Raw genomic sequence first — 21,268 nt, 5'->3', positions numbered from 1 at the left:
AACTGCCAACGCTTCGGTCACCGTCATGCGGTGTTACTCTCCATCGCGATTAATTGCGAGCTCAGCGTCCTCAAACAAGGTGATGTAGCCGCGCTGTTCGTTGAGCAAAAGAAAAATAGAGAGGCGAATTTCATCAATATGGTCAGGTAAATCGTCAAAGCCAGTACGTACGGTGATATCGAATTCGCTGCCGGCATCGCTCGCCACCACGTGCTGGGTTTCTTCAAAGCTACGAATAGCCTCAGCAGAAAGCTTCAGCGTGTATTCAGTCTTGCCCGGCGTAGTAAAGATAAACCCCTCTTCTGGCGCAATGTTCTGCTCACTCACTAGCTCCAACGGAAATTGAAATAGCCGCACCCCTTTAGAACTGTTGATGGCCAACGATAATTCAGCGCTATCGAGATCGATCTTGACCGGCTCATCAAGTTGGATCTTGGTGCGAATCACCTCTGGATTTAGCTGCACAAAACTATTTTGATCAAACGAGCGCATTTCCAGCATGGTGGCCAATGGAATATTGGCACAGCCAGTTAGTAACAGCACAACGAACAGTACTATTTTCTTCATTTATATAACTCCATGTATGTTTTGCCAGCGCTGTTTATCTGATCAATGGAGCTCAGAACTGTCCTCATCGTCATCCATGGCGTCATCATCAAAGGGCGTAAAGTTAATTCCATAGCCGTACGGCTGGGGCTCGGGTGGTTGTTCCGAATCAGTGATGAAAATCTGCAACTCGCCAATGGCATGAAAACCCAGATGCTTACCTATCTGTATCAGCATATCGGCCGCTTCGTCGGCATCCGTCGCCCAGGCCTTCATAGTCATAAAAGCCGGGCCATCGGGGCATTGAAAATCGCTATCAAGGTCAGCCACCATGCCTTCGGCTAATACTGTAAAATGTTGAAATTCCGACATCAGCTTGCTACTCCATGAGTTGTGGCGCAACGCTAATTATAGGCAATCATCACCTCATTGCGACGAAAAAATGGCAACGTCAAACGGTCAGTGACAGCTCCATGTAATCGAAGCGCTCATCGCGATGGCTAAGGGTAAAGCCAAAACGCTGATACAGCCGCGCCGCTGGGCTGATGGTGAATACCCGCAGTTGCAGGCGTTGCAGGTTCTGTGCCTGTGCTAAACGTTTCGCTTCGCTAAGAGCCTGTGCGCCGATGCCCTTATTTTGCTGGCGCGGGTCTACCTGTAAATCGCGCACCATACAGCTAGTTTCATCGAATGACAGGCGCATCACGCCAACAACTTGGCCATCGGCCAGAATATCAAGGTTCACCAAGTCACGGGTCATGGCTTCAATTTGCCGCGCATCCCAATCAACGCCATAGTGATGATAATAGCTTTGCATGTTGCTTAACGTTAACGCGGCCGCCGCAACGAAATCAGAGCACGGTTGAAAGCTAACCATTTTTTTGTTGTCGCTTCCATTCATCGGTAAGCAATCCCGAGAAGCCCCAATTTTCATCGTCAATCTCTTGAATCACTACGTGCGTATACTCCGGCTTTTTGCCCAGCACCCGAACCAATGAGTCGGTTATATCTTTGACCAACTCAGCTTTTTGTTGACGGGTTGCGCCTTTGGTTATTTGCACATTGACGTATGGCATGTGGTTTCCTCTTATTACGATGACTTCCCGAATGTCGTCAGTTTATGTTGTAACTCAACGGGCGAAAGCCCTTGTATCTCAACCACTTTACTGGCAGAGGTGTGGCCCGCGCAAATAGTCACTGCCGTTTCTGGCAATTGCAAAAATTTGGCCAATGTCGCAATCACGGCAGCATTGGCCTTTCCCCGTTCAGGCTGCGCCCGCACACGGATCTTGAGCGCATCGCCGAGCATACCCACAACTTTCTCTTGCGAGGCCCCCGGAATAATCTTAACGGCCAGTCTTACAGCTTTCATGCTGTTAGTGGCTAGCTTTAGAAATGACCATGCTCAATTTCTGCGCACCAATTTCAATAATCGCTTCGCGGTCATAGGCAACAATGAGTGATGGCTCAAAAGTCTCACCGGCGACAGTAACTCGAGTCACAATACTCACGGTATTATCGTCATTCGGTGATACCGTCAGTTGATAATAGAAGTCGTCACCAATGCTCATGGACGCTTCTTTATTGGCTTCAATCAACATCACTGGGCTTGCGACCAATTCACCGTGGTGGAATACATGGCTAGCAACTTGAAATACAGATTGAGCCAAAACAGGCGAGACAAACAGCATCGCAAATAGGGCAGTCACTAATTTTTTCATGGTAAAGATTCCTTATGGTTGGCTCAACCTAGGTGGTTAGGTGACGCCTCATTAAGCATTAATGCGCGCAATGTATGCTGCGACAGCGTCAAGTTCGGCGAGGCCGGGTTCGGTAATCAATACCGGCTCTTTTGAGGCATGCAACTCGGCCAAGATTTTAGTTGCTTGGCGTTTAAGGTTCGTAACAAGTTCAACTTTCATGGCTCTCACCTACTGGCATCAAATAGTGACACTATAGTATTTTGTTCCCGCTTACATCGAATTAGCTCCGCTCTTCCATCAAGCCAACTAGGTTGCCATCCGGATCACGTAAAAAGCCAAGCCAGAGGTCATGGTCGGGCATCTTTGCTGCTAATTGCGGTGAACGCTCGTTGACCGCTCCTCGGCGCACAAATTCGCTGTGCGCTGCATTGATATCGGTCACTTTAAAGTACAGTACCGAGTTAGCACCAATAGCTCCAGCACCTTGTGGCGTAGTGAGCATAATGCGAACGCTATCCGCCTGCAAAAATGCTAGGTTAGGCCCAGCGCGGAACAGCAGTGGCAAGCCCAGTAAGTCGCTATAAAAAGCCAACGCTTGGTCAATATCACTGACGGTAATAGCAATTTGTCCAATACCCTTCAGTATCATGGAGTCTGACATGGGTTATCTCGTTGTTGGTTGCTTAAGCTCACCGAATACAAGCCGCTCAGCTCAGAGAGTCGCTGGTTATAGACCTTTCGATAGGTGAACGCTTTTGCGACAAAGCAGTCGTAAACAGGGCTATTGTAGCGGTGACCAGCAACTTGTTGGTGAGTCGGGTCATCGGCAAATAGTTGCTGCAAAGTCGTCAACTCCTCGTCACTATCGATGATTTGCTGATTGGCTACGCCATCAACCTCATTCTTACCCCAATTCATGCCAATTAAGAACTTACTGTCGCGTTCTATCGGAAAAAAGCCGAGGGTATTGGCGGCAAACTTGCGCTCGGCATCGGCACGCGGATCACGGTTATCGATGATGGTAATTCGCTGTTGGTACACAGGGTCAAAGCTAGCTCGCCATTGTTGTTGCTGCTCTGCGGCCTTACCCTCGGTATCATTGATAACATGGTAAGCCTCGGCTACCGGCACCAAAGGCACGGCGACGATCAGTGCCGATACCGTTGCCAAACCACCTAAGTCTTGCTTGGAAACGCAACCTGCGAGCAGCGGAATGAGCAGGAAAGACAAAGCGATTCGATACAAACCAATAGACTCCTGTATTTTAGTCACTATCCAGACCAAGGTCTAAATACGCGATGATATAGCCGTATTGCTGATCTGTTAGCTGGCCGGACTGATGCTGTTGCTTGGCCAGTTCGTGTGTCCATTGCCGGCCTTCAGGAGGCCTAGGCAATGACAAATCAAGCGTCAGCAAGCGCGTATCAACCACCGTATTCCCCTGCGCTTGCGCCTGTTTGGCACAATGCGCAAGCACATATTCCACGGCATACTTATCGACACTGGGTTGCCAGGTGTACTCCGTAGCGCACGCATACTTACGTTCACCCTCAGGCGTCAGGTATTCCAACCGCCCCGTGGTGCACGCCGACAACGACGCTGTTGCCGCAACCGCGAAGAATAGCGCGGCGCATTGCAGCGCCGCTTGTCGGTTAGCCACGCAGCAGGGCGCAGATCTTGTTGCCGGCAGGGTCGCGTAAGTAGGCCAAGTAGAGCTTCATAGTTGGGCCTTCGCGCCAGCCTGGCGGATCTTCGCAGTCGGTGCCGCCCGCTTGTAGACCAGCAGCATGCCATGCATCAATGGCTTCGGTACTTTTTGCCGCGAAACCCACGGTGCTACCATTACCACAGCTAGCCGGCTTGCCATCAATAGGCTTGGTCAGCGCAAACACGCCGGTGTCGGTAAAATAAAAACAACGCCCCTTGTCATCTAACACGCCCGGCTTATGGCCAAGCGCGCCTAACACGGCATCATAAAACTTTTTCGATTCGTCGATGCTGTTAGCACCGATCATGATATGACTAAACATTGAACACACTCCGGTTGAGGTAATAACAATTAAGGTTTGCGATACACCTGACTACGATGAACTATTTTCACCACGGTGACAATCAGTTGCCGATCAGTAATCTCATAGATAACTCGGTAAACGCCTTGTCTAATTCGGTAGCGCTCTTGGCCTGAAAGCTTTTCACAACCGGCAGGGCGCGGGTTATCGGCTAACCCCTGCAAACAAGCAAGAATACGCAGAATGTCCTTTTTGGGAATACCTTCTAAGTCTTTGGCAACCGACTTCTTAACGACCAGACTATAGCTTGCCATGCGCTTTTAAATCATCAAGCAACGCTTCATAACTCATAGTCGGTTCGGCGATTCGTTCATTGAATGCGGCAAGGTCTTGTTGGTCTTCGGCGAGCGCAGCGCGCACAGCATCGTTGACAATGTCAGACAGTGAACGCTGGGTATGCGCGGCTTTCAGACGAAGGGCGGCATGGAGTTGTGGATCGAAATAGACCGTTGAGCGTTTTGATAGTTCGTTCATTGGAAGCCTCACAATTTTAACGTTATGTCACTATAGCGTTATAGCGTCAAAACATCAACGGCACTAGAGTGGTTTCAGGCTGATTGACCATACCGACGCACCTTTTGTGTCACGAGCCACAGCACCAAGATAACCAAGCCAAGTGGCACTGCCAGGCTGGTAACGATCTGTTGGAAGGCGCTCATCGCCATGGGTTCCGTTGTACTGGGCAGAAGCAGCTGTGCGCCTATGGGGCCATTGGAGAATATCAATATCGTCACAATGTTCCAGCCTAGGTGAAGTGCTATTGGCAACACCACTGACTTTGACATGGCAAAGGAATAAGCCAGCATCAGCCCAAAAGAACCGGTTAAAAGAAACACATAGACCATCGGCACCAAAGTTCCGAAAACACCGTAGGAAAACCAGTGATAAACCCCGAATGCTGCGGCGGATAATAAGCAGGCTTTTCTCGCTCCGAGCAACTCAATGGCCTTGTAGAGCAGGTAGCCGCGGAATACCAGTTCTTCGTAAAGCACCGAGTTTACGTTCCAGCGCAGGCTCTCCAATGCCATAGCCGCACTAAAATCTGGATTCAGCACCCAATGAAACTCGGAAAAATGTGAAATTAAAATGAACTGCGCAGCGGCAAACAGGCCTGCAAGCATAAGCCCCGCGGTAAACTCAACCAGACGCTGCGAGGGTTTGTTGAAACCCAACGCCGAAAGCGACCGTCCCTGTAGTCGAAAAAGAATCCATGAAATAGCAATAAGTATAAGCCCGATCAATACACTGGCCTCGATTTAAGCAGCATAATGGCCTGTGAACGCTCAGCTAGACCTGGTGGCTTTCGCCGGATACCCAGACGCGGGCCGTACAAACAGTCTGGAAACCAAGTTTCTCGTAAAGACGGTAACCCGCGGGCGTTGCACCAAGGAAAAAACGCCGCGCTCCGTTCTGGCGAGCTTGCGCCATGGCTGTCGACAGCAGTCTAAGACCGATGCCCCCACGCTGGCGCGACGCATCTGTGCCCATCGCCCAGATGCCGCAGGTATCGCCGTGATAGGTTAAGGTAACGGTTCCAACGGTGTCGCCATTGCTACGAGCGACGAAAGCATCGACTCCTGTCGCTTCGAACAACGATGCAGGCAACGCTCGAAGCACGCTGTCTTTGGGCATGCTATAGGCTGAAACCATCACATCTGCGCTGGCATCGGCATCGGCAGCGCCAGACGCGCAAACAACATCAACGTCAGGATTGCCGGATGGCTCGAGCGGCATGTCATCACGCACCATAAATGGGAAATCCACCGCATAGACTAAGCCCATATCCGATAAAATTTCATCGTGCGCCTGGTCGGCCTCAGGGAAGATGATGGCCAGAAACGGCAGCTGCCGATCCAGACATGACTTCAACATGCTCTGCAAGTTATCCGAGTCAGCGCCAGCCCCAACAATCAACATATTCATGTCAGCAACCGCCTCGTTGCACAAGGCTAACTGCAAACCGGGTCGAGCGGCTGCCTCGTAGTTCGCTGCTTGGCCGAGAAACATGGTGACGGCGGTATTAGTAAGACGGCGTAAAACCGACTCACTCAGTGGTTTCGATGCGTTGTTCACAGCCCTCTCCCTATCGTTGAAATTGTCGGTTACGTGTGTTCGACTTTATGTGCTGCCTTTAGCTGCCAGACTGCGCCTGATAACACTTCGCTTGTTTAAAATATGTACTTGAAAGTAGGGCATAGTTATCGGACATGCAAGCACTAGGTGTGCAGCTTTGAGTGGCGAAGAGTGACGATGAGTGGTCGTTTATTAAACACTAACACTCCGCTAATGCGCGCCGCTTGCGGTGTCACTTTTGAGCTGCTTGTTGGCAGCTTCAGCTCGCAAACGCTCCACCAGCCAAACTTTAATGATGGATTGTCGAGTAACACCAATTCGAGCAGCTTCGCGATCAAGTGACTCAACTACCCAAGCAGGAAAGTCTACGTTAATACGTTTCGCTTCCTGGTTTACCCGCCGTGCGCTCTTAACATCCAGATCATCAATGATGTCATCTGCGCCTTCATCAAACTTCGTGTCAAAGTCTTTAGCTTTCATACAACTCTACCTCTCTCTTACGCGAGCGTCGTACCGAGATGAGACGAATTTTCTTCCCTCGGTAAGTGATAACAGTAGACCAGTGTTTGCTACCAATAAGACCAATAACGAGGTAGCGTGGTTCATCCCATAAGGCCTGCGCGTCACGAAAACTGATTCCATGCTTCTCTAGATTCGCTTGGCTCTTATCGTTATCAAACTCGACAATGTGCATGAGTATAAATTATTCCCTTTTTCCTCATTTGGCAAGATAGCTAGAAAGAAGTGGCTGCTAACGCCCCGCGCAAAGGCCGCCAAATAAGCGCAGCGTTTTGGCTGTCCGAGCGACCAAAGGGATCGATTGCTGCGGATTGTTATGTTTTTTAACCCATGCTAGAGTGTGTACATATATCCCATTCATACACATGGCTAGGTGATTTATGAGAACCAACATAGTAATAGACGACAACCTGATGGAGGCGGCCCTCAAATCATCCGGGTGCAGCACTAAAAAAGAAGCTGTAGAACAAGGACTTAAACTGCTTGTCTTACGAAGCCAGCAACAGGAAATTCGCAAGCTGCGTGGCCGAGTCAAATGGGAAGGTGACCTGGAAGAGATGCGAGGCGGCAAGTGATTCTGGTCGATACCAGTGTCTGGATCGACTACCTTAACGGAGTTCTGAGCCAGCATACGGATGCCCTGGATGCAGGAATTGTAGCGGGTACCGTCGCCATGGGTGATCTGATTTTCCTAGAAATTCTTCAAGGCATCCGGAACGACAGCGAATATAGCCTGACCAAGCAGACACTGATGACCTTGGGCAGGCTCGAGTTGTTTGGCGAAGGTATGCCTGAAAAATGTGCTGAAAATTATCGTGCACTCCGTAAAAAAGGAATCACCATCCGTAAAACCACTGACGTCATTATTGCGACTTTCTGCATCGAAAGACAAATGCCGCTACTATTTACTGATCGAGACTTCATTCCGTTCGTTGACCATCTTGGTTTGATCTCGGCGCTACCGGAAACATAACGCCCCGCGCATGCGCGCGAAATTGTGAGCGTCGCAAGGGTCGAAGACCCCGAATGACGCGGATTGTTAGCTGTTTCCAAGCATGAACGCACGAAGTTGCCGCTCCTCTCGCATGACATAGAGGACGAAAACCCGCTGCTCATCCTCACGATAAAAAATGCGACACGGTGGAACCACTACCTCCCTGTATACCGAATCCGGGAGCTCTGGAGGAATCCGCCCCGATTTGGGGAAATTTTCCAAACGCTCTGTCTTACCGAAAACTTCCTTAACGAGATCGCTTGCGGCAGCAGGATTGTCCAAAGCAATATACTCAGCAATAGCATCAAGTTCTTGGAGGGCTGACTCTGTCCAGACTACTTCAGCCATTTACTCAGTTTCTCTCTGGCCCCACTTTGGCTATACGTTCTTCCCTCAAGTACAGCACGCTCTCCCCGAGAGAGCCCCTCAAGCAGCTCAAGCCGACGCTGCATGAATTCATAATCTTGCACATCAACAAGGTATGCAGATGGCTGGCCATGCTCCGTAATCAATACGGGCTCTTTCGACAAGTGCAGATCTGCCAGAATCTTTGTAGCTTGGCGCTTGAGGTTCGTAACTAGCTCAACTTTCATGGGTTCACCCTGTTCTAAATTTCAAGTGACACTATAGTATCACTTTACGGGTAAGGCAATCCCAGCTAACGCCCGCCATAAACGGCGCGAGGAACGAGCGTCCGGCGACCGTAGGGAGCGAATTTAATGGCCTTGTTACAAGGCATTTTACTTAAGCCCCAAGTATGCAGCCACGGCTACAAACACCAAGCCGCCAACGACGCGCACCACCCAGGGATGCCTAATAAACTCAGCGACCACCGTGAATGGGGTGCCCACTCCGGGCCCACTGGTTATGTATGAGCTGGTTACGTCTTTGCCACACTCATTGATTTCATAGTCACTATACCCATAGCCCGCACTTACCAAAACGACGCTTGAGCTTGTGCGATTGAATTCTTGGACATCTCTATAACTTTCTTCTTGCACGACTTCTAATTCTTCTTCATGCGGGCTTTCTGTTTCTGTGATCTTCACGTGCGTGATTTCACTTGGAAAAAGTATATTGCCATCGTAAAAGATTGGTTTTCCGAGCCGATAGGGCTTAACCAGGCTTCGTTTAAGGTCAGATGCCGACAAATCTTTGAAGATACAAAGCCAGCCATCCGAGCTTTTCGTTTTGATTGTAACGTGAAGGTAACTCATCACTCGCTTGCCTTGTAACGCCGCCAGCAGAGGCGCAAGCTTGCGAGCGTCGGGCGACCGTAGGGAGTGAACTTAATGGCTTGGTTAGATGGCTTTGACACGCTCAATTTCCGCTTTTTCTTCTTCTGATACGCCAGACCAAGTGACATCATCGGCAAGAGCTAGCTCCACTCCTATATAGCGGACAATCGCCACAATTTGCTTGTACCACTGCGAGTAACTCCAGTCCTTCATAGGAGTGGATTTAAAGCCGCTCCTGGTTTCATCCCAATAGACCCCAGCCGCTTCTCTGTAGACATGCTGATACATCGGTTTGCCCCTGCCTTCAAGGCCTAGAAAAAGCTCTCCGGTATCGAGTACTTCAATACTATTCACAGTTTCACGATCCATGGTGTGTCCACCCAACGCCCCAAGAAGGGGCAATTTCACGCAGGCTATAATACGGAACGAAGTGACGGGAGCCTGCGCGTATTTGTCCCGTTTACTTGGTTTGTTAGGGTTACTGCGACACTTGATAGCCCAATGATTTTATTTTTTGGATTGTGTCATAAACTACTTTATTTTTAGCATATTTATCAGCTTGAATTATAACTATGACAGAATCACAAGACTGCTTAACCACTTGATGTTTTGAACGAAGCAAACTCTCAGAAAATTGTGAGCTACCAATAGTTACTTGGTTATCACTTGAAATAGAAACCCAAACACTTCCTTCAGAAACTGCACCAGCACAAGTAATGATATCAGCTGGTTTTTCACTACAGCCGACAAAGCTAAAAATAAATAATAAACAAACGTATCTAAACTTTTTCACTTGCTTTCCTTGTAACCTTAACGCTGCACTGTGCGGAAATTTAGGAGCGCTAGCGAGTAAAATTTCCGTAGCAGCGCCTTGTTAGGTGGCATACGACTCACCTTTGATTGGTAAACCAAGTTTTTCACTGATTAGATCGTCCATGACCAAATAATTACTTAAGCCCCAAGGACCTACCAAGCCTTTAGGATCTGAGATTTCGTTCCCTTTTGAATCTAAATATTTCTTGTATAAAACATCAAAATAGCAATATTCCGATGAAGTTTCCATGACTGAAGTATTACCAATAACAGGCATATATCCTCTAGAAAAGCCGAGTCGATTTATATAAAGAGGTGCAATTAGTAATTCGAGAGAAGGCAGGCTACTAATATCCCTTGGCGAGGAGTGTTCGAATGCGAAAACATTAATCAGGATACAATCATCGAAACCTCCTGCCTTTGCATTTAAACTCGAAACTTGCCCGAGAAAGTACCGTTCGGCAGGATATTTGAGCCTAAAAACATCACCTACCTTTAGATGATTTCTATATGGTAGTTGTAATTCGATGTTGGTTTCGGGAAATGCCACGAGATCACCTAACGCCCGGCTCACGCGCCGGTTTGGAGCCGCTAAGCGGCGGAAAGTCGGTCGCTGTGCAGCCGATTGTTATGCAACTCCCTCTCTTAAGGCGCGTTTCGCTCAGAGGGATTCTTCTTGAAATCTTTTACCAGCTTATGCGGGTCAACTTGTACTCGATACCCATGTGCCGCCTGGGCCCACCAAATCAATTGGTTGAATGTTCGTATGAAATAATCGAACCAAGCGTCCTTGTCTTCCCCGGCCTGCATTGATCCATCGGCGGCAAAGACTTCTTGCGCTTTGGGAACATGTATCATCGAAGAGACCGGCAGGCAGCCCAGCTCTGAAAGAAATGTACGCATTCCAATTGCTGCACGCATCCCGCCCCATTGGCCTGCCGAGTATGTAACGATGGCACTTGGCTTATAGGAAAATAAAGAGCTGCCAAAATGATTCAAAAGATTGGCAAGCGCCGGACTCATTGAGTGATTGTATTCGGGGCTGACCATAATGTATCCATCGGCACTTTCAATCTTTTCAGCCAGCTCGACGAGCTGTGAAGGGGCCTTGCTTTTGGGATACGCGAAGTGCGGCTTGAATACAGCCTCTAGTGGGTAATCTTTAGCGTCAATAAGCTCTATTTCATAGCCTTTACATCGACTTTTCAGGCATTCAAGAACTGCTTTCGCTACACGAACACCCAGTCGGGCTGGTGTCGGAGGAGTGCTTTCACGCACGGTGCCCAAAAAAACCAATAATTTCATAAAAACTCCATGTGGTTAGCATCATGCATAACGCGAGCAACTTGTTGCGAGTCGAGCGCCAAAGGCGCGTTGTGCTGGCGTTTGTTATGCCTGACTCGGACCATCTCGATATTTAGATTTTTCAATGATTAAAGGGACTTGTGATGCGAACCACTCTTTTTCTTTGTCTCCAAATGTCGTCTTACGTCCATTTAACCTGTAGTGATAAACAATAGAACCTTGGTGTTCTTTTATCGTGAGCTGATGTTTTCCGATATCATCTGCAACAACTAACTCGATCTGAGCATTTTCGGGTAAAAATAATAGTTCTGTTTCTTCTGCGTTAAAACGAATTTCTTCTTTTATAGCCTTAGAAGGGGCAGTGATATGTAAATAGAAATTATCTTCATCTATTGTTTGGCGATGCCCGGGCAAATTAACGCATGCCGAAAGAATGAAACTTAAGCCAGCAATCATGAGCAGTCGAAAATTAATAAATACTGACATTTACTTTTCCTTTTTAACTGTTGTTGTTTCTAAGGCTGACGGTAATTGTTCAACCGGCATAACGCTATGCTAAACGGCAGACTCTGCGAAGCAGTGGCTGTCCGGTGGAGGCCACGCCTTTCGTGGCCGTAACGCATTTGAGCGCCTGGTTATGTGCCACGAATGACCCAGGCAGATAGAAACAATGCTCCACTGATACTGAAAGCGAGCAAAGCAAACCCTTTGGGCACCTTCACTTCGGTCCTTGGGATCCCCCGAGCGACGCCATGCACGAGTGCTGTTATGAAAAAAGAGAAAATCACCCACAGCCCCAAGGTAACCAAAACCTCAAAGGTATCGGCTGCCTGCAATACAAAAAACAGTCCAAGTGCCACGACGATCAGCACGAAGCCGACCATCACAACGAAATCAAATACATCGTAGCGACGATTCATTGCATCACCACATAACGCTCCGCTAACGTGCGCCGCTTGCGGCATCATCTTTCAGCGGTTTGTTAGCAGCTTCAGCCCGTAAACGCTCTACAAGCCAAACTTTAATAATCGACTGCCGAGTCACGCCAATTCGAGCAGCTTCGCGATCAAGTGACTCAACTACCCAAGCAGGAAAGTCTACGTTAATACGTTTCGCTTCCTGGTTTACCCGCCGTGCGCTCTTGACATCCAGATCATCAATGATGTCATCTGCACCTTCATCAAACTTCGTGTCAAAATCTTTAGCTTTCATACAACTCTACCTCTCTCTTACGCGAGCGCCTTACCGAGATGAGACGAATTTTCTCCCCTCGGTAAGTGATAACAGCAGACCAGTGTTTGCTACCAATAAGACCAATAACGAGGTAGCGTGGTTCATCGACCGTCTTTGCTTGAACCTCAAGAAGATCCTGGTCATCCCATAAGGCCTGCGCGTCATGAAAACTGATTCCATGCTTCTCTAGATTCGCTTGGCTCTTATCGTTATCAAACTCGAAAATGTGCATGAGTATAAATTATTCCTTTTTTACTCATTTGGCAAGATAGCTAGAAAGAAGTGCCTGCTAACGCCCAAATTTAGCGCGGAAAGCCGCGCAGCGGGTTGACGTCGCAGCCAGCGCTTTTTGCTGGCGATAAAATTTGATTGTTAAATGCCATTACTCGCAACACTTGCCTTCCTGTATTGGAGGACATTTAATCGAACCAAAGCTACAAAAAACACAGCAATCTCCGGCGTTTGGTTCTAGGACCCTTTTGCAGAACTCGCAGTCATAGAAATATTGGCATGCGTCAGTTGGCATGGTTTCAGTTTTTTGATAACCACAGTGCGGGCAAGTGATTTCCGATTGAAGCACTATGCTTGTGTTATGCATTGATTACACCTCTTGGCTTCCAAAGTGTTCCAAATGGCAGCTACTACCAGCCCAACCAGCGCAGAGTAAAGCAGCCATCCTAGTAGAAAAATGTTATAAACAACCAACAATGCGCTAAAGCACAATACGGTTAAGGCTAATGGCCCATGCTTGCCATGTTTGCGAAATGACAGATAAGCACCAACAACTGCCAGCAAACCGAATATTTGCACGATGTAAGCAATGTACTCGGAGTAAGGCAGTAAAGCTGATAAACCGACGATGCTGGCAACGGAAGCAAGCACCGGAAAACAGCATGGAGTCGCAGCCGCTACCGCTGCCACACCGCTTCCGATACCACCAAAGCTCAGGAGAGATTCTTTCATTGTAAGAGACCTTGATTATTGAGACACTGTCAGTATAAATCCCGTACCTAGGTACGGTGTCAAGGTTCTTCGTCGATCAAGCTCTCTATGATGGGGCAGCCCGCATAAGGCTTACGATCTTTACAGCTAGCAACGGCTTGCTCCAAAACAGCTTCAATCTTGGCAAGATCAATTAATTTTTTGCGCACCAGCAACAATTTACGCTTAGCTACGCTTTCGACCCCCGAGCAATCGGATGCTGAAAGTTCAAGCAGGGTGCCAATTTCCGATAGCGTGAACCCAAGCGCTTGAGCGCGCCTGATAAAAGACAGACGATCACGGTGCGAAGTCGAGTAGTGCCGGTTCTCTCCGTATGGGCACTCTGGAATATCCAGAAGTCCCCGCCGTTGATAGTAACGAACCGTCTCAACCGAAACTCCCGCACTTTTTGCAAGCTCACCGATTCTCATAGGCTATGATTGGTATTTAACGCCCGCCATAAGCGGCCGAGTGAAACGAGGTCCGGCGCACGAAGTGCGCGTACTTAATGGCTTGGTTATGTGTTTCCATTTTTCTGGTACCTATTATGTATGGTAGGTATGAAGAGCGCCGCTACTGATACAACAAAACCTACGCCCATAGCCCAAGACCCAACCGGGTGAAATACGCCGAATAACAGCAACGCAAACCAAGATACAGACAGAAGCAGCAAGGTAAAGCTAGCAATCATCGTTCTGCTTCGTAAAGTACCGGAACCGCCCCACAACCATGCCACTAATATAAGAACCGCTAAACAACTTACCGCAAATAGAGGTATTCCAGCGCTCATTTTATTCACCTAACCTGATACACATAACGCTTCAAGAACCGGTGCGGCGTGCCGCCTCCGGGTTGCTTGACTTGTTATGTTTCGTTGCCTCTATGTACACCAAGATGTAAGGCAATAAATATATGAAAAACAAAGTGGTATATAAATATGAAAAACCACTACCAAATACAGCTAAAAGTAAAATTAGGAGAATGTGACCTAATAATGCAACTGGTCTATGTCTGAACGTAAGATAGTTTAGCCCGATAAAAGCTATGAAATACAAATAGCCTCCACTACCCAAAGATAAACTATGAACTATTGCAGCCACTACTAACGCAATTTTAGGTACGACAAATGACAGTAGTGCACCTAAACTTGCGACTCCAAACATACCGCCAGATGTGACGTCAGAAAGCTTGAACGTATTTGCGCAGAGTTTAGACATATTCACCTAGAAACATAACGCCTAAGCTCAGCCGAAAGGCGCCGCATCGCGGCGACGAATCGGCTGGAGCGCATTGTTATAAATCACCTTTGATGAACTTGATGCTATATGAATCACTAGCTTTTTTTCCATTTACTAAATCCACAACCTGAGCCAATATTGTATAAACTCCCTCTGGATCACTATCCTCAAGTATTAGGTCCAATGCAGGGTCGGCCATTGTTAGCATTGGTTTAGAAGGCAACTCGCCTCTCCCTTTAGCATAATCACGCTGCCCAAATATTGGCTTTTCGTTCGGATCAAGAATATAAAATGAGACGCTAAATTCATAATTGCCATCATCGTTAGCTGACATGCCTGTAACCAAGAATGCCGTTACGATCAGTTGATCAGGCTTTGCCACCTTTAATCTTTTTATCGTTACTCCATGGCTCGAAGGTGTAGATAACCATTCTTCGATGTATTTAGGCGTGCCGGATGCAACAATTACAAGCCCGAGGTCACCCGCTTCTTTAGCAACTGGACCTGGGGTTGTTTCTGCGTTTGCAGCACCCCAAAAGAGAACGCAAATTAGAATCCAGCTGAATTGACGCTTTCTCATCTCTTTCCTCGTGAGTTATAACGCCCCGCGCATGCGCGCGAGCTTGTGAGCGTCGCAGGGGCCGGAGGCCCCGAATGACGCGGTTTGTTATGTGTTTGGGTAGTAAACAATTGAGCTACCCTCGTTTAATGCTTCTTCGTAGAAACCAGCAAAACCGCGAAAACTGTCTGTATTCAGTACATCAACCTTTAGCGGCTTACCAGTGAGGTTTTTCAAGTTGGCAAAGCCAAACTTTGAGCATTCCGTAGTCACGAATTCAAAATCTGGATGTTCACTATCCTGAGCCAAAAATAATATGCATTTATGGACATGATGCAATTCAGGATGGTTGTAATCGTATTCATTACCACCAACAAACTCACCTTCAAATCCGTATAAAACTATAGTCTTCACGAAGCATCCTTACACATAACGCCCAAATTTAGCGCGGAAAGCCGCGCAGCGGGTTGACGTCGCAGCCAGCGCTTTTTGCTGGCGATAAAATTTGCTTGTTATGTGCCATTATTTGCGATCGGCCGGGTGGTTTACACCATCGTTGGTTGGTACATTTGGTATTTTCAATGGGTTAATTCCCTCAAGGCAAGCAACATTAAAACCGTACTGCGTTGGATTTGACCTGCGTTGATGGTGGGTATAAATACCGCAGTTACTGCAAAAATAATGCTTGGCTGTCTTTGTATTAAACTGATAAAGCTTTAAAAAGCTCTCACCTTTTATAATTTTTATACCCGACAGAGGAATTGAAGCCGCTATTGCTCCACGCCGCCGGCAAAGCGAACAATCACAGCGACGTAATTCAACCAAACCATCCGGCAAATCAAGCTCAAACTCAACAGAACCACAATGGCAGGTAGCTTTGTGTTTAGCTTGGATTGGAACGCCATCAACCTCTTTCAAATTTAAAGCCATACTTGGTTCCTTGCGAGCACATAACATTTGTATAGTGTTCTGGCACATGTCGTAATCGTTCGGTGTACCTAGTAACTCACCAAAAACAATACAAAAACCATCTAAAATGTCGCCTTTTCTTGTCAGCAAAGTAAGCACGCACACTTTGTTGTTCGACTACGCCTGATAACACTATTTTTGTTTAAATTATGTAATTGAAAATAGGACATATTTATCCTACATGCAAGCTTTAAGTGTGCGACTTTGAGCCGTGAAGCGTGCCGATTGATCGATTATGCTTATTAACTCACGATTATCAAAAATCATGGATGTTAATGATGCCGAGCCCTTTTATTGAAAAACTTCGCGCTGATATGCGATTGCGTGGCTATAGCTTAAAAACTGAGAAATCTTATTTAGGTTGGATACGGCAGTTTATTTATTTTCATAAAAAACAACACCCTAATGATATGGGCGCGGAAGAGGTGAAGGCCTTTTTAAGTTGGTTGGCTAATGAGCGCCATGTTGCTGTAAATACGCAAAAAGTTGCTCTAAATGCTTTGGTGTATCTGTATCACAAAGCGCTGAATCAGGAACTAGGTGAACTCAATTTTAGCCTTGCCACTAAACAGCGTCAGTTGCCTGTAGTGCTTTCACCTGAGGAAGTTCAGCGCATTTTAAACCAGCTTAGTGGTCGAAATAAGCTGATTATTGAACTCCTATACGGTAGCGGTTTAAGAGTAAGTGAGGCGCTTCGTTTACGGGTGCAAGATATCAATTTTAGTCATGCTGCCCTTACCGTTCGTGACGGTAAGGGCAAGAAAGATCGGCAAACCCTTCTTAGCCAAAGGCTTATTGAACCATTACAACAAGCCATCGAAACAGCTTTGACTGTTCAGATAGAGGATAACAAGAATGGACTTGGGCCATCGATGCCTAATGCGCTCGATAGGAAATATCCAAATGCTTATAAACAACCTGGATGGATGTTTGTCTTTCCGGCAACAAGCCTATGTAAGCACCCATATTCTGGGGTTCTTTGCCGTCATCATTTGCATGACAGCGTGGTGCGCAAGGCGCTACAACCTGCTGTGAAGGCGGCGAAAATATTTAAAAAGGTGAATTGTCATACGTTTCGACATTCCTTTGCCACCCATCTATTACAAGCGGGATGCGACATTAGAACAGTACAAGAACTGCTAGGGCACAACGACGTGAGTACAACTCAAATTTATACACACGTCATTGGTCAACATTATGCGGGCACAGCTAGCCCGCTTGATCGGCTAATCAGCAACCAGTAAAACGGTGGAATTACTCCACCGTTACCGATTTTGCCAAGTTGCGCGGCTGGTCTACGTCGGTGCCTTTGATGATGGCCACGAAGTACGACAGCAACTGTAACGGAATGGTGTAAACGATGGGCGCAATCAGCTCGTCACAATGGCTGACGTTGATCACGCGCATGCTGGTGTCGCTCTTAAAGTGGGCGTCTTTATCGGCGAACACATACATAATGCCGCCACGGGCGCGTACTTCTTCCACGTTGGATTTCAGCTTCTCCAGCAGCTCATCGTTAGGTGCTACCACGATGACCGGCATGTCGGCGTCAATCAACGCCAATGGGCCGTGTTTGAGCTCGCCAGCGGCGTAAGCTTCAGCGTGAATGTAGGAGATCTCTTTCAGCTTCAACGCGCCTTCCATTGCAATCGGATATTGCGTACCACGGCCTAAGAACAAGCTATGGAATTTGTCTGCAAATTCTGGCGCTAGAGCTTCAATCTCATCGCTCAACAGCAGCGCTTCTTCAAGCTTAGCTGGCAGCGCTTGCAGGCCGCTGACAATAGCGTTGCGGCACTTGTCTGAGATGCCACGGTGTTGGCCAATGGCCAGTACCAACATCAATAAGCCCACTAACTGGGTGGTGAAGGCTTTGGTGGAGGCTACGCCAATTTCCGCGCCGGCGCGGGTCATGTAGTTGAGATCAGACTCGCGCACCATGGATGAGGTTGCCACGTTACAAATGGTCAAGCTGCCACGATAGCTGAGCTCTTTAGACAGCCGCAGCGCTGCTAGGGTATCGGCAGTTTCGCCAGATTGTGAAATGGTGACCAACAAGCTGTTGCGATGCACGTGTGACTTGCGATAGCGGAACTCTGATGCGATTTCCACATTACACGACACGCCAGCCATGGATTCCAGCCAGTAGCGCGCCACCATACCAGCGTGATAGGAGGTGCCACAGGCGACAATTTGGACGTGCTCAATATCCTTCAACAGATCCATAGAGCCGGGGCCAAAGGCATCATCAGCTACTTGGCCATGCACTAAACGACCCTCTAGAGCATTACGCACGGCAGTTGGCTGCTCGTGAATTTCTTTCAGCATAAAGTGCCGGTATTGGCCTTTACCGCCAGCATCGTATTGGCCGTCTGATTCGTGCACGTCGCGCTGCACCAATGCACCACTGCGGTCATAAACTTTCACGCTGGTACGGGTGATGTCGGCCATGTCGCCTTCTTCGAGGTACATAAACTGACGAGTCACTGGCAACAACGCCAGTTGGTCAGAGGCGATAAAGTTTTCGCCAATGCCTAAACCAATCACTAGCGGGCTACCAGAACGCGCAACCACCAAACGGCCAGGTTCGCGACAGTCCATCACCACCGTGCCGTAAGCGCCTTCTAATTGACGCACTGCGGCTTGTACCGCTTTAAATAGGTCGCTTTCTGTTTTGCGCTGATGATGCACCAAATGGCAAATTACTTCGGTGTCGGTATCTGAGTTGAACACATAGCCAAGCGCCTGCAATTGCGCGCGCAGCTTTTCATGGTTTTCGATGATACCGTTATGCACCACGGCAATGCAGTTTTCCGAAATGTGCGGGTGGGCATTGGCTTCGGTGACGCCACCGTGGGTTGCCCAACGGGTATGCGCAATACCGGTGGTACCGGCTAACGGGGTATCGCCAATGGCGTCTTTCAGCGCCTGGACTTTGCCGGTGCGCCGCACGCACTCAATGCTACCGCTCTCGCTTAACACCGCTAAGCCGGCGGAATCATAGCCGCGGTATTCCAGCCGTTTGAGGCCCTCAACTAAGATCTCGCTAATACGACGTTCCGATGTCGCGCCAACAATTCCACACATGCTTATTGTTCCTTTTTAACCGGCCGTTGCCAGCCTGAAATAGTGATTTGTTTACCGCGCGCAACAGCTAACTCACCTGCTGCAACGGCTTTGGTAATGGTTGAACCGGCGCCTACGGTGGCGTTATCGCCAATTTGCACTGGGGCGACCAGCGAGCTGTTGGAGCCAATAAATGCGCCGGCGCCAATTTCGGTCAGATGCTTGTTGGCGCCATCATAATTACAAGTGATGGTACCTGCGCCGATATTTGCTGCAGCGCCCACCACGGCATCGCCTAAATAGGTCAAATGGCTAGCTTTTGCGCCGGGCCCCATGCGGGTGTTTTTCACTTCCACAAAGTTGCCAATGGCGGCGCCTTGTTCCAACACAGCGCCTGGGCGCAAGCGGGCAAACGGACCGACGCTACAACCGGCAGCTAGTTCTGCACCCTCAATCACCGAGTGAGATTTTACCCGGCTATCGGCACCAATTTTGCAGTTGCGCAGCACACAATTGCTTTCGATCACCACGCCATCGGCAAGTTCCACACGGCCTTCAAAAATAACGTTGGCATCAATCACCACATCGCTACCAACGGTGACCTGGCCGCGCACATCCACGCGTGCTGGGTCCATCAAGGTGGCGCCGCTAATCATCAGCTGCTCGGCTTGACGCAGTTGGTAAGCACGCTCTAACGCGGCCAATTGCACGCGGTTATTCGCACCTTCTACTTCGCTAATCTCGTCAGGCTGGCTGGTGGCAATTTTCACGCCCTCGACCGCTGCCATAGCAACGATATCGGTTAGGTAAAATTCGCCTTGGGCGTTGTTGTTTTGTAAGTTGGCCAGCCAGCGCTTCAACGAGGCACTATGCACCACCATCATGCCAGTGTTTACTTCGGTAATAGCCAGCTGCGCAATGTTGGCATCTTTTTGCTCCACGATGCCGCTTACCGCGCCTTGCTTGCTGCGCACAATACGGCCATAGCCGTTGGGGTCGGGCAGGGTGACGGTCAGCAACGCCAGGTCGGTTTTCTCTGCGGCGGCCAGTAAGGTTTTCAAGGTAGCCAAACGGGTTAATGGCACATCGCCATATAGAATCAATACTTTTTCGTCGCTACCCAAGTGTGGCACAACTTGCTGCACGGCATGGCCGGTGCCGAGCTGTTCTGCTTGCTCAACAAAATTAACTGCCTGCCCCTTAAGGGCTGTTTTCAATGCGTCGCCACCGTGACCGTAGATCACGTGTACCGTGCTTGGGTGCAATTGCTGTGCGGTGTCAATCACGTGCTGCACCATAGGTTTATGGGCAACAGGGTGAAGAACTTTAGGGAGCGCGGAGCGCATCCGGGTGCCTTTGCCAGCGGCAAGGACTACAACACTTAACGCCATGAATCCGTCCAATCTTGCGATGTTACAAATAATAGGGGTTATTTTACTTGGTTCACAGAAAATTAACAGCGCAAAAAAAGACCCGATCGGCATAACCGTCGGGTCTTTTCACTTTCTTTTCGCTCTGGTCGCGCTGCTACGGATTATTTTTTGATTTTGCGAATAATCTGTAACTGTGCCAACGCCCGGGCTAATTCCGCAGCTGCTTCGGCGTAGCTGAGGTCTGAGCTTGAATCTGCAATTGCTGCTTCAGCCCGTTGTTTTGCGGCAAGAGCTTGTTGTTCGTCAAGCTCGTCGCCGCGTACGGCTGTATCAGCAAGTACCGTGACGTTGTGTGGCTGCACTTCTAGCACGCCGCCGGCAACATAGATGATTTGCTCAGCACCGTCTTCTAACACCAACCGCACCATACCTGGTTTGATCAGGGTTAACAGTGGCGCGTGGCCTGGGTACACACCCAGCTCACCTTCGCTACCGGTCACTTGCACGGTCTGCACCGCACCCGAGAAAATCTTCTCTTCGGCGCTGACCACGTCAAGCTGTACAGTTTTAGCTGCCATTTAAACCTCCC

Annotated in this window: 39 protein-coding genes and 1 pseudogene; 3 read left to right on the top strand and 37 right to left on the bottom strand. The window is 48.6% G+C overall.

Annotated features, from left to right (window positions below):
* Positions 1-33: 33 nt before the first annotated feature.
* From EFO84_RS07285 to EFO84_RS07210, 17 genes and pseudogenes are all read right to left on the bottom strand, one after another.
* Positions 34-567 carry a hypothetical protein gene (locus tag EFO84_RS07285; protein ID WP_127347383.1) on the bottom strand — a complete coding sequence of 178 codons (534 nt, stop codon included), beginning with the start codon at positions 565-567 and terminating at the stop codon, positions 34-36.
* 42 nt (positions 568-609) lie between these two features.
* A complete protein-coding gene (locus EFO84_RS07280; protein ID WP_205701957.1) occupies positions 610-918 on the bottom strand; it encodes a 3'-5' exonuclease family protein in 309 nt (102 codons plus the stop codon).
* Between the two features lie 79 nt (positions 919-997).
* On the bottom strand, positions 998-1,363 hold the full coding sequence (locus EFO84_RS07275; protein WP_240642659.1) for a GNAT family N-acetyltransferase: 366 nt from the start codon (positions 1,361-1,363) through the stop codon (positions 998-1,000).
* 52 nt (positions 1,364-1,415) lie between these two features.
* On the bottom strand, positions 1,416-1,622 hold the full coding sequence (locus EFO84_RS07270; RefSeq protein ID WP_127347381.1) for a tautomerase family protein: 207 nt from the start codon (positions 1,620-1,622) through the stop codon (positions 1,416-1,418).
* Between the two features lie 14 nt (positions 1,623-1,636).
* The gene (locus tag EFO84_RS07265) at positions 1,637-1,918 is read right to left on the bottom strand and encodes a DUF167 domain-containing protein (protein ID WP_127347380.1); all 282 of its coding nucleotides are present in this window, start codon (positions 1,916-1,918) and stop codon (positions 1,637-1,639) included.
* Positions 1,919-1,922: 4 nt separating this feature from the next.
* The gene (locus EFO84_RS07260) at positions 1,923-2,267 is read right to left on the bottom strand and encodes a hypothetical protein (RefSeq protein ID WP_127347379.1); all 345 of its coding nucleotides are present in this window, start codon (positions 2,265-2,267) and stop codon (positions 1,923-1,925) included.
* A gap of 102 nt (positions 2,268-2,369) precedes the next feature.
* Positions 2,370-2,468: pseudogene (locus EFO84_RS11700) on the bottom strand (type II toxin-antitoxin system prevent-host-death family antitoxin); the annotation flags it as partial.
* Positions 2,469-2,529: 61 nt separating this feature from the next.
* A complete protein-coding gene (locus EFO84_RS07255) occupies positions 2,530-2,910 on the bottom strand; it encodes a VOC family protein (RefSeq protein WP_127347378.1) in 381 nt (126 codons plus the stop codon).
* Positions 2,895-3,521, bottom strand: coding sequence for a hypothetical protein (locus EFO84_RS07250; protein WP_127347377.1), 627 nt, complete (start codon positions 3,519-3,521; stop codon positions 2,895-2,897). The genes EFO84_RS07255 and EFO84_RS07250 overlap by 16 nt, the downstream gene beginning before the upstream one ends.
* A complete protein-coding gene (locus EFO84_RS07245) occupies positions 3,514-3,909 on the bottom strand; it encodes a hypothetical protein (RefSeq protein WP_127347376.1) in 396 nt (131 codons plus the stop codon). The genes EFO84_RS07250 and EFO84_RS07245 overlap by 8 nt, the downstream gene beginning before the upstream one ends.
* Positions 3,902-4,279 carry a VOC family protein gene (locus EFO84_RS07240; protein WP_127347375.1) on the bottom strand — a complete coding sequence of 126 codons (378 nt, stop codon included), beginning with the start codon at positions 4,277-4,279 and terminating at the stop codon, positions 3,902-3,904. Before EFO84_RS07240 ends, EFO84_RS07245 begins: the two co-directional genes overlap by 8 nt.
* A 29-nt stretch (positions 4,280-4,308) precedes the next feature.
* Entirely contained in the window at positions 4,309-4,572 is a 264-nt protein-coding gene (locus EFO84_RS07235) for a type II toxin-antitoxin system RelE family toxin (protein WP_127347374.1), read from the bottom strand.
* Positions 4,559-4,792 (bottom strand): CopG family transcriptional regulator, encoded by a 234-nt coding sequence (locus EFO84_RS07230; protein WP_127347373.1) that lies wholly within the window; start codon positions 4,790-4,792, stop codon positions 4,559-4,561. Before EFO84_RS07230 ends, EFO84_RS07235 begins: the two co-directional genes overlap by 14 nt.
* A 74-nt stretch (positions 4,793-4,866) precedes the next feature.
* Positions 4,867-5,559 (bottom strand): CPBP family intramembrane glutamic endopeptidase, encoded by a 693-nt coding sequence (locus tag EFO84_RS07225; protein WP_127347372.1) that lies wholly within the window; start codon positions 5,557-5,559, stop codon positions 4,867-4,869.
* Positions 5,560-5,605: 46 nt separating this feature from the next.
* Complete coding sequence (locus EFO84_RS07220) at positions 5,606-6,391, bottom strand: GNAT family N-acetyltransferase (protein WP_127347371.1); 786 nt, start codon at positions 6,389-6,391, stop codon at positions 5,606-5,608.
* Positions 6,392-6,601: 210 nt separating this feature from the next.
* On the bottom strand, positions 6,602-6,871 hold the full coding sequence (brnA, locus tag EFO84_RS07215; RefSeq protein ID WP_127347370.1) for a type II toxin-antitoxin system BrnA family antitoxin: 270 nt from the start codon (positions 6,869-6,871) through the stop codon (positions 6,602-6,604).
* Positions 6,861-7,085, bottom strand: a complete 225-nt coding sequence (locus EFO84_RS07210) for a BrnT family toxin (RefSeq protein ID WP_127347369.1) — start codon at positions 7,083-7,085, stop codon at positions 6,861-6,863. The genes brnA (EFO84_RS07215) and EFO84_RS07210 overlap by 11 nt, the downstream gene beginning before the upstream one ends.
* 205 nt (positions 7,086-7,290) lie before the next feature.
* On the opposite strand from EFO84_RS07210, the gene EFO84_RS07205 reads away from it, so the two are divergent.
* Together EFO84_RS07205 and vapC are read left to right on the top strand one after the other, a co-directional pair.
* Positions 7,291-7,485: a type II toxin-antitoxin system VapB family antitoxin gene (locus EFO84_RS07205; RefSeq protein ID WP_127347368.1), complete on the top strand. Its 195-nt coding sequence runs from the start codon at positions 7,291-7,293 to the stop codon at positions 7,483-7,485.
* Positions 7,482-7,883, top strand: a complete 402-nt coding sequence (vapC, locus tag EFO84_RS07200) for a type II toxin-antitoxin system VapC family toxin (RefSeq protein ID WP_127347367.1) — start codon at positions 7,482-7,484, stop codon at positions 7,881-7,883. The genes EFO84_RS07205 and vapC overlap by 4 nt, the downstream gene beginning before the upstream one ends.
* A gap of 66 nt (positions 7,884-7,949) precedes the next feature.
* Here vapC and EFO84_RS07195 read toward each other — a convergent pair whose 3' ends face one another.
* The 17 genes from EFO84_RS07195 to EFO84_RS07105 form a co-directional block, all read right to left on the bottom strand.
* Positions 7,950-8,252 carry a type II toxin-antitoxin system RelE/ParE family toxin gene (locus EFO84_RS07195; RefSeq protein WP_127347366.1) on the bottom strand — a complete coding sequence of 101 codons (303 nt, stop codon included), beginning with the start codon at positions 8,250-8,252 and terminating at the stop codon, positions 7,950-7,952.
* The gene (locus EFO84_RS07190) at positions 8,240-8,497 is read right to left on the bottom strand and encodes a type II toxin-antitoxin system Phd/YefM family antitoxin (protein ID WP_127347365.1); all 258 of its coding nucleotides are present in this window, start codon (positions 8,495-8,497) and stop codon (positions 8,240-8,242) included. The genes EFO84_RS07195 and EFO84_RS07190 overlap by 13 nt, the downstream gene beginning before the upstream one ends.
* 147 nt (positions 8,498-8,644) lie before the next feature.
* Positions 8,645-9,121 (bottom strand): hypothetical protein, encoded by a 477-nt coding sequence (locus tag EFO84_RS07185; protein ID WP_127347364.1) that lies wholly within the window; start codon positions 9,119-9,121, stop codon positions 8,645-8,647.
* 84 nt (positions 9,122-9,205) lie between these two features.
* Positions 9,206-9,511: a hypothetical protein gene (locus EFO84_RS07180; protein WP_127347363.1), complete on the bottom strand. Its 306-nt coding sequence runs from the start codon at positions 9,509-9,511 to the stop codon at positions 9,206-9,208.
* A gap of 109 nt (positions 9,512-9,620) precedes the next feature.
* Positions 9,621-9,935, bottom strand: a complete 315-nt coding sequence (locus EFO84_RS07175; RefSeq protein WP_127347362.1) for a hypothetical protein — start codon at positions 9,933-9,935, stop codon at positions 9,621-9,623.
* 81 nt (positions 9,936-10,016) lie between these two features.
* On the bottom strand, positions 10,017-10,505 hold the full coding sequence (locus tag EFO84_RS07170; protein WP_164742400.1) for an Imm26 family immunity protein: 489 nt from the start codon (positions 10,503-10,505) through the stop codon (positions 10,017-10,019).
* Between the two features lie 95 nt (positions 10,506-10,600).
* Positions 10,601-11,260, bottom strand: a complete 660-nt coding sequence (locus tag EFO84_RS07165) for an NADPH-dependent FMN reductase (RefSeq protein ID WP_127347360.1) — start codon at positions 11,258-11,260, stop codon at positions 10,601-10,603.
* Positions 11,261-11,344: 84 nt separating this feature from the next.
* Positions 11,345-11,746: a hypothetical protein gene (locus EFO84_RS07160; RefSeq protein ID WP_205701956.1), complete on the bottom strand. Its 402-nt coding sequence runs from the start codon at positions 11,744-11,746 to the stop codon at positions 11,345-11,347.
* Between the two features lie 149 nt (positions 11,747-11,895).
* Positions 11,896-12,180, bottom strand: coding sequence for a hypothetical protein (locus tag EFO84_RS07155; protein WP_127347359.1), 285 nt, complete (start codon positions 12,178-12,180; stop codon positions 11,896-11,898).
* A gap of 22 nt (positions 12,181-12,202) precedes the next feature.
* Complete coding sequence (gene brnA / locus EFO84_RS07150) at positions 12,203-12,472, bottom strand: type II toxin-antitoxin system BrnA family antitoxin (RefSeq protein WP_127347358.1); 270 nt, start codon at positions 12,470-12,472, stop codon at positions 12,203-12,205.
* Positions 12,462-12,725: a BrnT family toxin gene (locus EFO84_RS07145; protein ID WP_127347357.1), complete on the bottom strand. Its 264-nt coding sequence runs from the start codon at positions 12,723-12,725 to the stop codon at positions 12,462-12,464. Before EFO84_RS07145 ends, brnA (EFO84_RS07150) begins: the two co-directional genes overlap by 11 nt.
* A 150-nt stretch (positions 12,726-12,875) precedes the next feature.
* Entirely contained in the window at positions 12,876-13,091 is a 216-nt protein-coding gene (locus EFO84_RS11805; RefSeq protein ID WP_127347356.1) for a GDCCVxC domain-containing (seleno)protein, read from the bottom strand.
* Complete coding sequence (locus EFO84_RS07135; RefSeq protein WP_127347355.1) at positions 13,073-13,456, bottom strand: MerC family mercury resistance protein; 384 nt, start codon at positions 13,454-13,456, stop codon at positions 13,073-13,075. The genes EFO84_RS11805 and EFO84_RS07135 overlap by 19 nt, the downstream gene beginning before the upstream one ends.
* A gap of 59 nt (positions 13,457-13,515) precedes the next feature.
* Positions 13,516-13,905: a MerR family transcriptional regulator gene (locus EFO84_RS07130; protein WP_127347354.1), complete on the bottom strand. Its 390-nt coding sequence runs from the start codon at positions 13,903-13,905 to the stop codon at positions 13,516-13,518.
* A gap of 862 nt (positions 13,906-14,767) precedes the next feature.
* Complete coding sequence (locus EFO84_RS07115; RefSeq protein WP_127347351.1) at positions 14,768-15,292, bottom strand: hypothetical protein; 525 nt, start codon at positions 15,290-15,292, stop codon at positions 14,768-14,770.
* Between the two features lie 87 nt (positions 15,293-15,379).
* Positions 15,380-15,685, bottom strand: coding sequence for a hypothetical protein (locus EFO84_RS07110; RefSeq protein ID WP_127347350.1), 306 nt, complete (start codon positions 15,683-15,685; stop codon positions 15,380-15,382).
* Positions 15,686-15,793: 108 nt separating this feature from the next.
* Positions 15,794-16,201 carry a GFA family protein gene (locus EFO84_RS07105; RefSeq protein ID WP_008983313.1) on the bottom strand — a complete coding sequence of 136 codons (408 nt, stop codon included), beginning with the start codon at positions 16,199-16,201 and terminating at the stop codon, positions 15,794-15,796.
* Between the two features lie 308 nt (positions 16,202-16,509).
* On the opposite strand from EFO84_RS07105, the gene EFO84_RS07100 reads away from it, so the two are divergent.
* Positions 16,510-17,484 carry an integron integrase gene (locus EFO84_RS07100; RefSeq protein ID WP_348534533.1) on the top strand — a complete coding sequence of 325 codons (975 nt, stop codon included), beginning with the start codon at positions 16,510-16,512 and terminating at the stop codon, positions 17,482-17,484.
* 10 nt (positions 17,485-17,494) lie between these two features.
* Here EFO84_RS07100 and glmS read toward each other — a convergent pair whose 3' ends face one another.
* The 3 genes from glmS to EFO84_RS07085 form a co-directional block, all read right to left on the bottom strand.
* On the bottom strand, positions 17,495-19,327 hold the full coding sequence (glmS, locus tag EFO84_RS07095) for a glutamine--fructose-6-phosphate transaminase (isomerizing) (RefSeq protein WP_127347349.1): 1,833 nt from the start codon (positions 19,325-19,327) through the stop codon (positions 17,495-17,497).
* A gap of 2 nt (positions 19,328-19,329) precedes the next feature.
* Positions 19,330-20,697, bottom strand: a complete 1,368-nt coding sequence (gene glmU / locus EFO84_RS07090) for a bifunctional UDP-N-acetylglucosamine diphosphorylase/glucosamine-1-phosphate N-acetyltransferase GlmU (protein WP_127347348.1) — start codon at positions 20,695-20,697, stop codon at positions 19,330-19,332.
* A 143-nt stretch (positions 20,698-20,840) separates the two neighbouring features.
* Positions 20,841-21,257, bottom strand: a complete 417-nt coding sequence (locus tag EFO84_RS07085) for a F0F1 ATP synthase subunit epsilon (RefSeq protein WP_127347347.1) — start codon at positions 21,255-21,257, stop codon at positions 20,841-20,843.
* Between the last annotated feature and the right edge of the window lie 11 nt (positions 21,258-21,268).

It is taken from the genome of Pseudidiomarina mangrovi (genome assembly GCF_003999375.1).
GTDB classification, from domain to species: Bacteria; Pseudomonadota; Gammaproteobacteria; order Enterobacterales; family Alteromonadaceae; genus Pseudidiomarina; species Pseudidiomarina mangrovi.
The sequence above is the reverse complement of the archived record's forward strand: the minus strand, read 5'-3'. Positions and strand labels throughout refer to the sequence as shown.

Bases quoted from the DNA above. Each gene is read 5' to 3' on its own strand.
- EFO84_RS07145 (WP_127347357.1), bottom strand. From the start codon at position 12,725: ATGCACATTTTCGAGTTTGATAACGATAAGAGCCAAGCGAATCTAGAG.
- EFO84_RS07235 (WP_127347374.1), bottom strand. From the start codon at position 4,572: ATGGCAAGCTATAGTCTGGTCGTTAAGAAGTCGGTTGCCAAAGACTTA.
- EFO84_RS07255 (WP_127347378.1), bottom strand. From the start codon at position 2,910: ATGTCAGACTCCATGATACTGAAGGGTATTGGACAAATTGCTATTACC.
- EFO84_RS07085 (WP_127347347.1), bottom strand. From the start codon at position 21,257: ATGGCAGCTAAAACTGTACAGCTTGACGTGGTCAGCGCCGAAGAGAAG.
- EFO84_RS07155 (WP_127347359.1), bottom strand. From the start codon at position 12,180: ATGAATCGTCGCTACGATGTATTTGATTTCGTTGTGATGGTCGGCTTC.
- brnA (WP_127347358.1), bottom strand. From the start codon at position 12,472: ATGAAAGCTAAAGATTTTGACACGAAGTTTGATGAAGGTGCAGATGAC.
- EFO84_RS07105 (WP_008983313.1), bottom strand. From the start codon at position 16,201: ATGGCTTTAAATTTGAAAGAGGTTGATGGCGTTCCAATCCAAGCTAAA.
- brnA (WP_127347370.1), bottom strand. From the start codon at position 6,871: ATGAAAGCTAAAGACTTTGACACGAAGTTTGATGAAGGCGCAGATGAC.
- EFO84_RS07280 (WP_205701957.1), bottom strand. From the start codon at position 918: ATGTCGGAATTTCAACATTTTACAGTATTAGCCGAAGGCATGGTGGCT.
- EFO84_RS07205 (WP_127347368.1), top strand. From the start codon at position 7,291: ATGAGAACCAACATAGTAATAGACGACAACCTGATGGAGGCGGCCCTC.
- EFO84_RS07180 (WP_127347363.1), bottom strand. From the start codon at position 9,511: ATGGATCGTGAAACTGTGAATAGTATTGAAGTACTCGATACCGGAGAG.
- EFO84_RS07115 (WP_127347351.1), bottom strand. From the start codon at position 15,292: ATGAGAAAGCGTCAATTCAGCTGGATTCTAATTTGCGTTCTCTTTTGG.
- EFO84_RS07160 (WP_205701956.1), bottom strand. From the start codon at position 11,746: ATGTCAGTATTTATTAATTTTCGACTGCTCATGATTGCTGGCTTAAGT.
- EFO84_RS07275 (WP_240642659.1), bottom strand. From the start codon at position 1,363: ATGCAAAGCTATTATCATCACTATGGCGTTGATTGGGATGCGCGGCAA.
- EFO84_RS07270 (WP_127347381.1), bottom strand. From the start codon at position 1,622: ATGCCATACGTCAATGTGCAAATAACCAAAGGCGCAACCCGTCAACAA.
- EFO84_RS07240 (WP_127347375.1), bottom strand. From the start codon at position 4,279: ATGTTTAGTCATATCATGATCGGTGCTAACAGCATCGACGAATCGAAA.
- glmU (WP_127347348.1), bottom strand. From the start codon at position 20,697: ATGGCGTTAAGTGTTGTAGTCCTTGCCGCTGGCAAAGGCACCCGGATG.
- EFO84_RS07135 (WP_127347355.1), bottom strand. From the start codon at position 13,456: ATGAAAGAATCTCTCCTGAGCTTTGGTGGTATCGGAAGCGGTGTGGCA.
- EFO84_RS07185 (WP_127347364.1), bottom strand. From the start codon at position 9,121: ATGAGTTACCTTCACGTTACAATCAAAACGAAAAGCTCGGATGGCTGG.
- EFO84_RS07230 (WP_127347373.1), bottom strand. From the start codon at position 4,792: ATGAACGAACTATCAAAACGCTCAACGGTCTATTTCGATCCACAACTC.
- EFO84_RS07210 (WP_127347369.1), bottom strand. From the start codon at position 7,085: ATGCACATTGTCGAGTTTGATAACGATAAGAGCCAAGCGAATCTAGAG.
- EFO84_RS07165 (WP_127347360.1), bottom strand. From the start codon at position 11,260: ATGAAATTATTGGTTTTTTTGGGCACCGTGCGTGAAAGCACTCCTCCG.
- EFO84_RS07265 (WP_127347380.1), bottom strand. From the start codon at position 1,918: ATGAAAGCTGTAAGACTGGCCGTTAAGATTATTCCGGGGGCCTCGCAA.
- glmS (WP_127347349.1), bottom strand. From the start codon at position 19,327: ATGTGTGGAATTGTTGGCGCGACATCGGAACGTCGTATTAGCGAGATC.
- EFO84_RS07195 (WP_127347366.1), bottom strand. From the start codon at position 8,252: ATGGCTGAAGTAGTCTGGACAGAGTCAGCCCTCCAAGAACTTGATGCT.
- EFO84_RS07190 (WP_127347365.1), bottom strand. From the start codon at position 8,497: ATGAAAGTTGAGCTAGTTACGAACCTCAAGCGCCAAGCTACAAAGATT.
- EFO84_RS07100 (WP_348534533.1), top strand. From the start codon at position 16,510: ATGTTAATGATGCCGAGCCCTTTTATTGAAAAACTTCGCGCTGATATG.
- EFO84_RS07260 (WP_127347379.1), bottom strand. From the start codon at position 2,267: ATGAAAAAATTAGTGACTGCCCTATTTGCGATGCTGTTTGTCTCGCCT.
- EFO84_RS11805 (WP_127347356.1), bottom strand. From the start codon at position 13,091: ATGCATAACACAAGCATAGTGCTTCAATCGGAAATCACTTGCCCGCAC.
- EFO84_RS07130 (WP_127347354.1), bottom strand. From the start codon at position 13,905: ATGAGAATCGGTGAGCTTGCAAAAAGTGCGGGAGTTTCGGTTGAGACG.
- EFO84_RS07285 (WP_127347383.1), bottom strand. From the start codon at position 567: ATGAAGAAAATAGTACTGTTCGTTGTGCTGTTACTAACTGGCTGTGCC.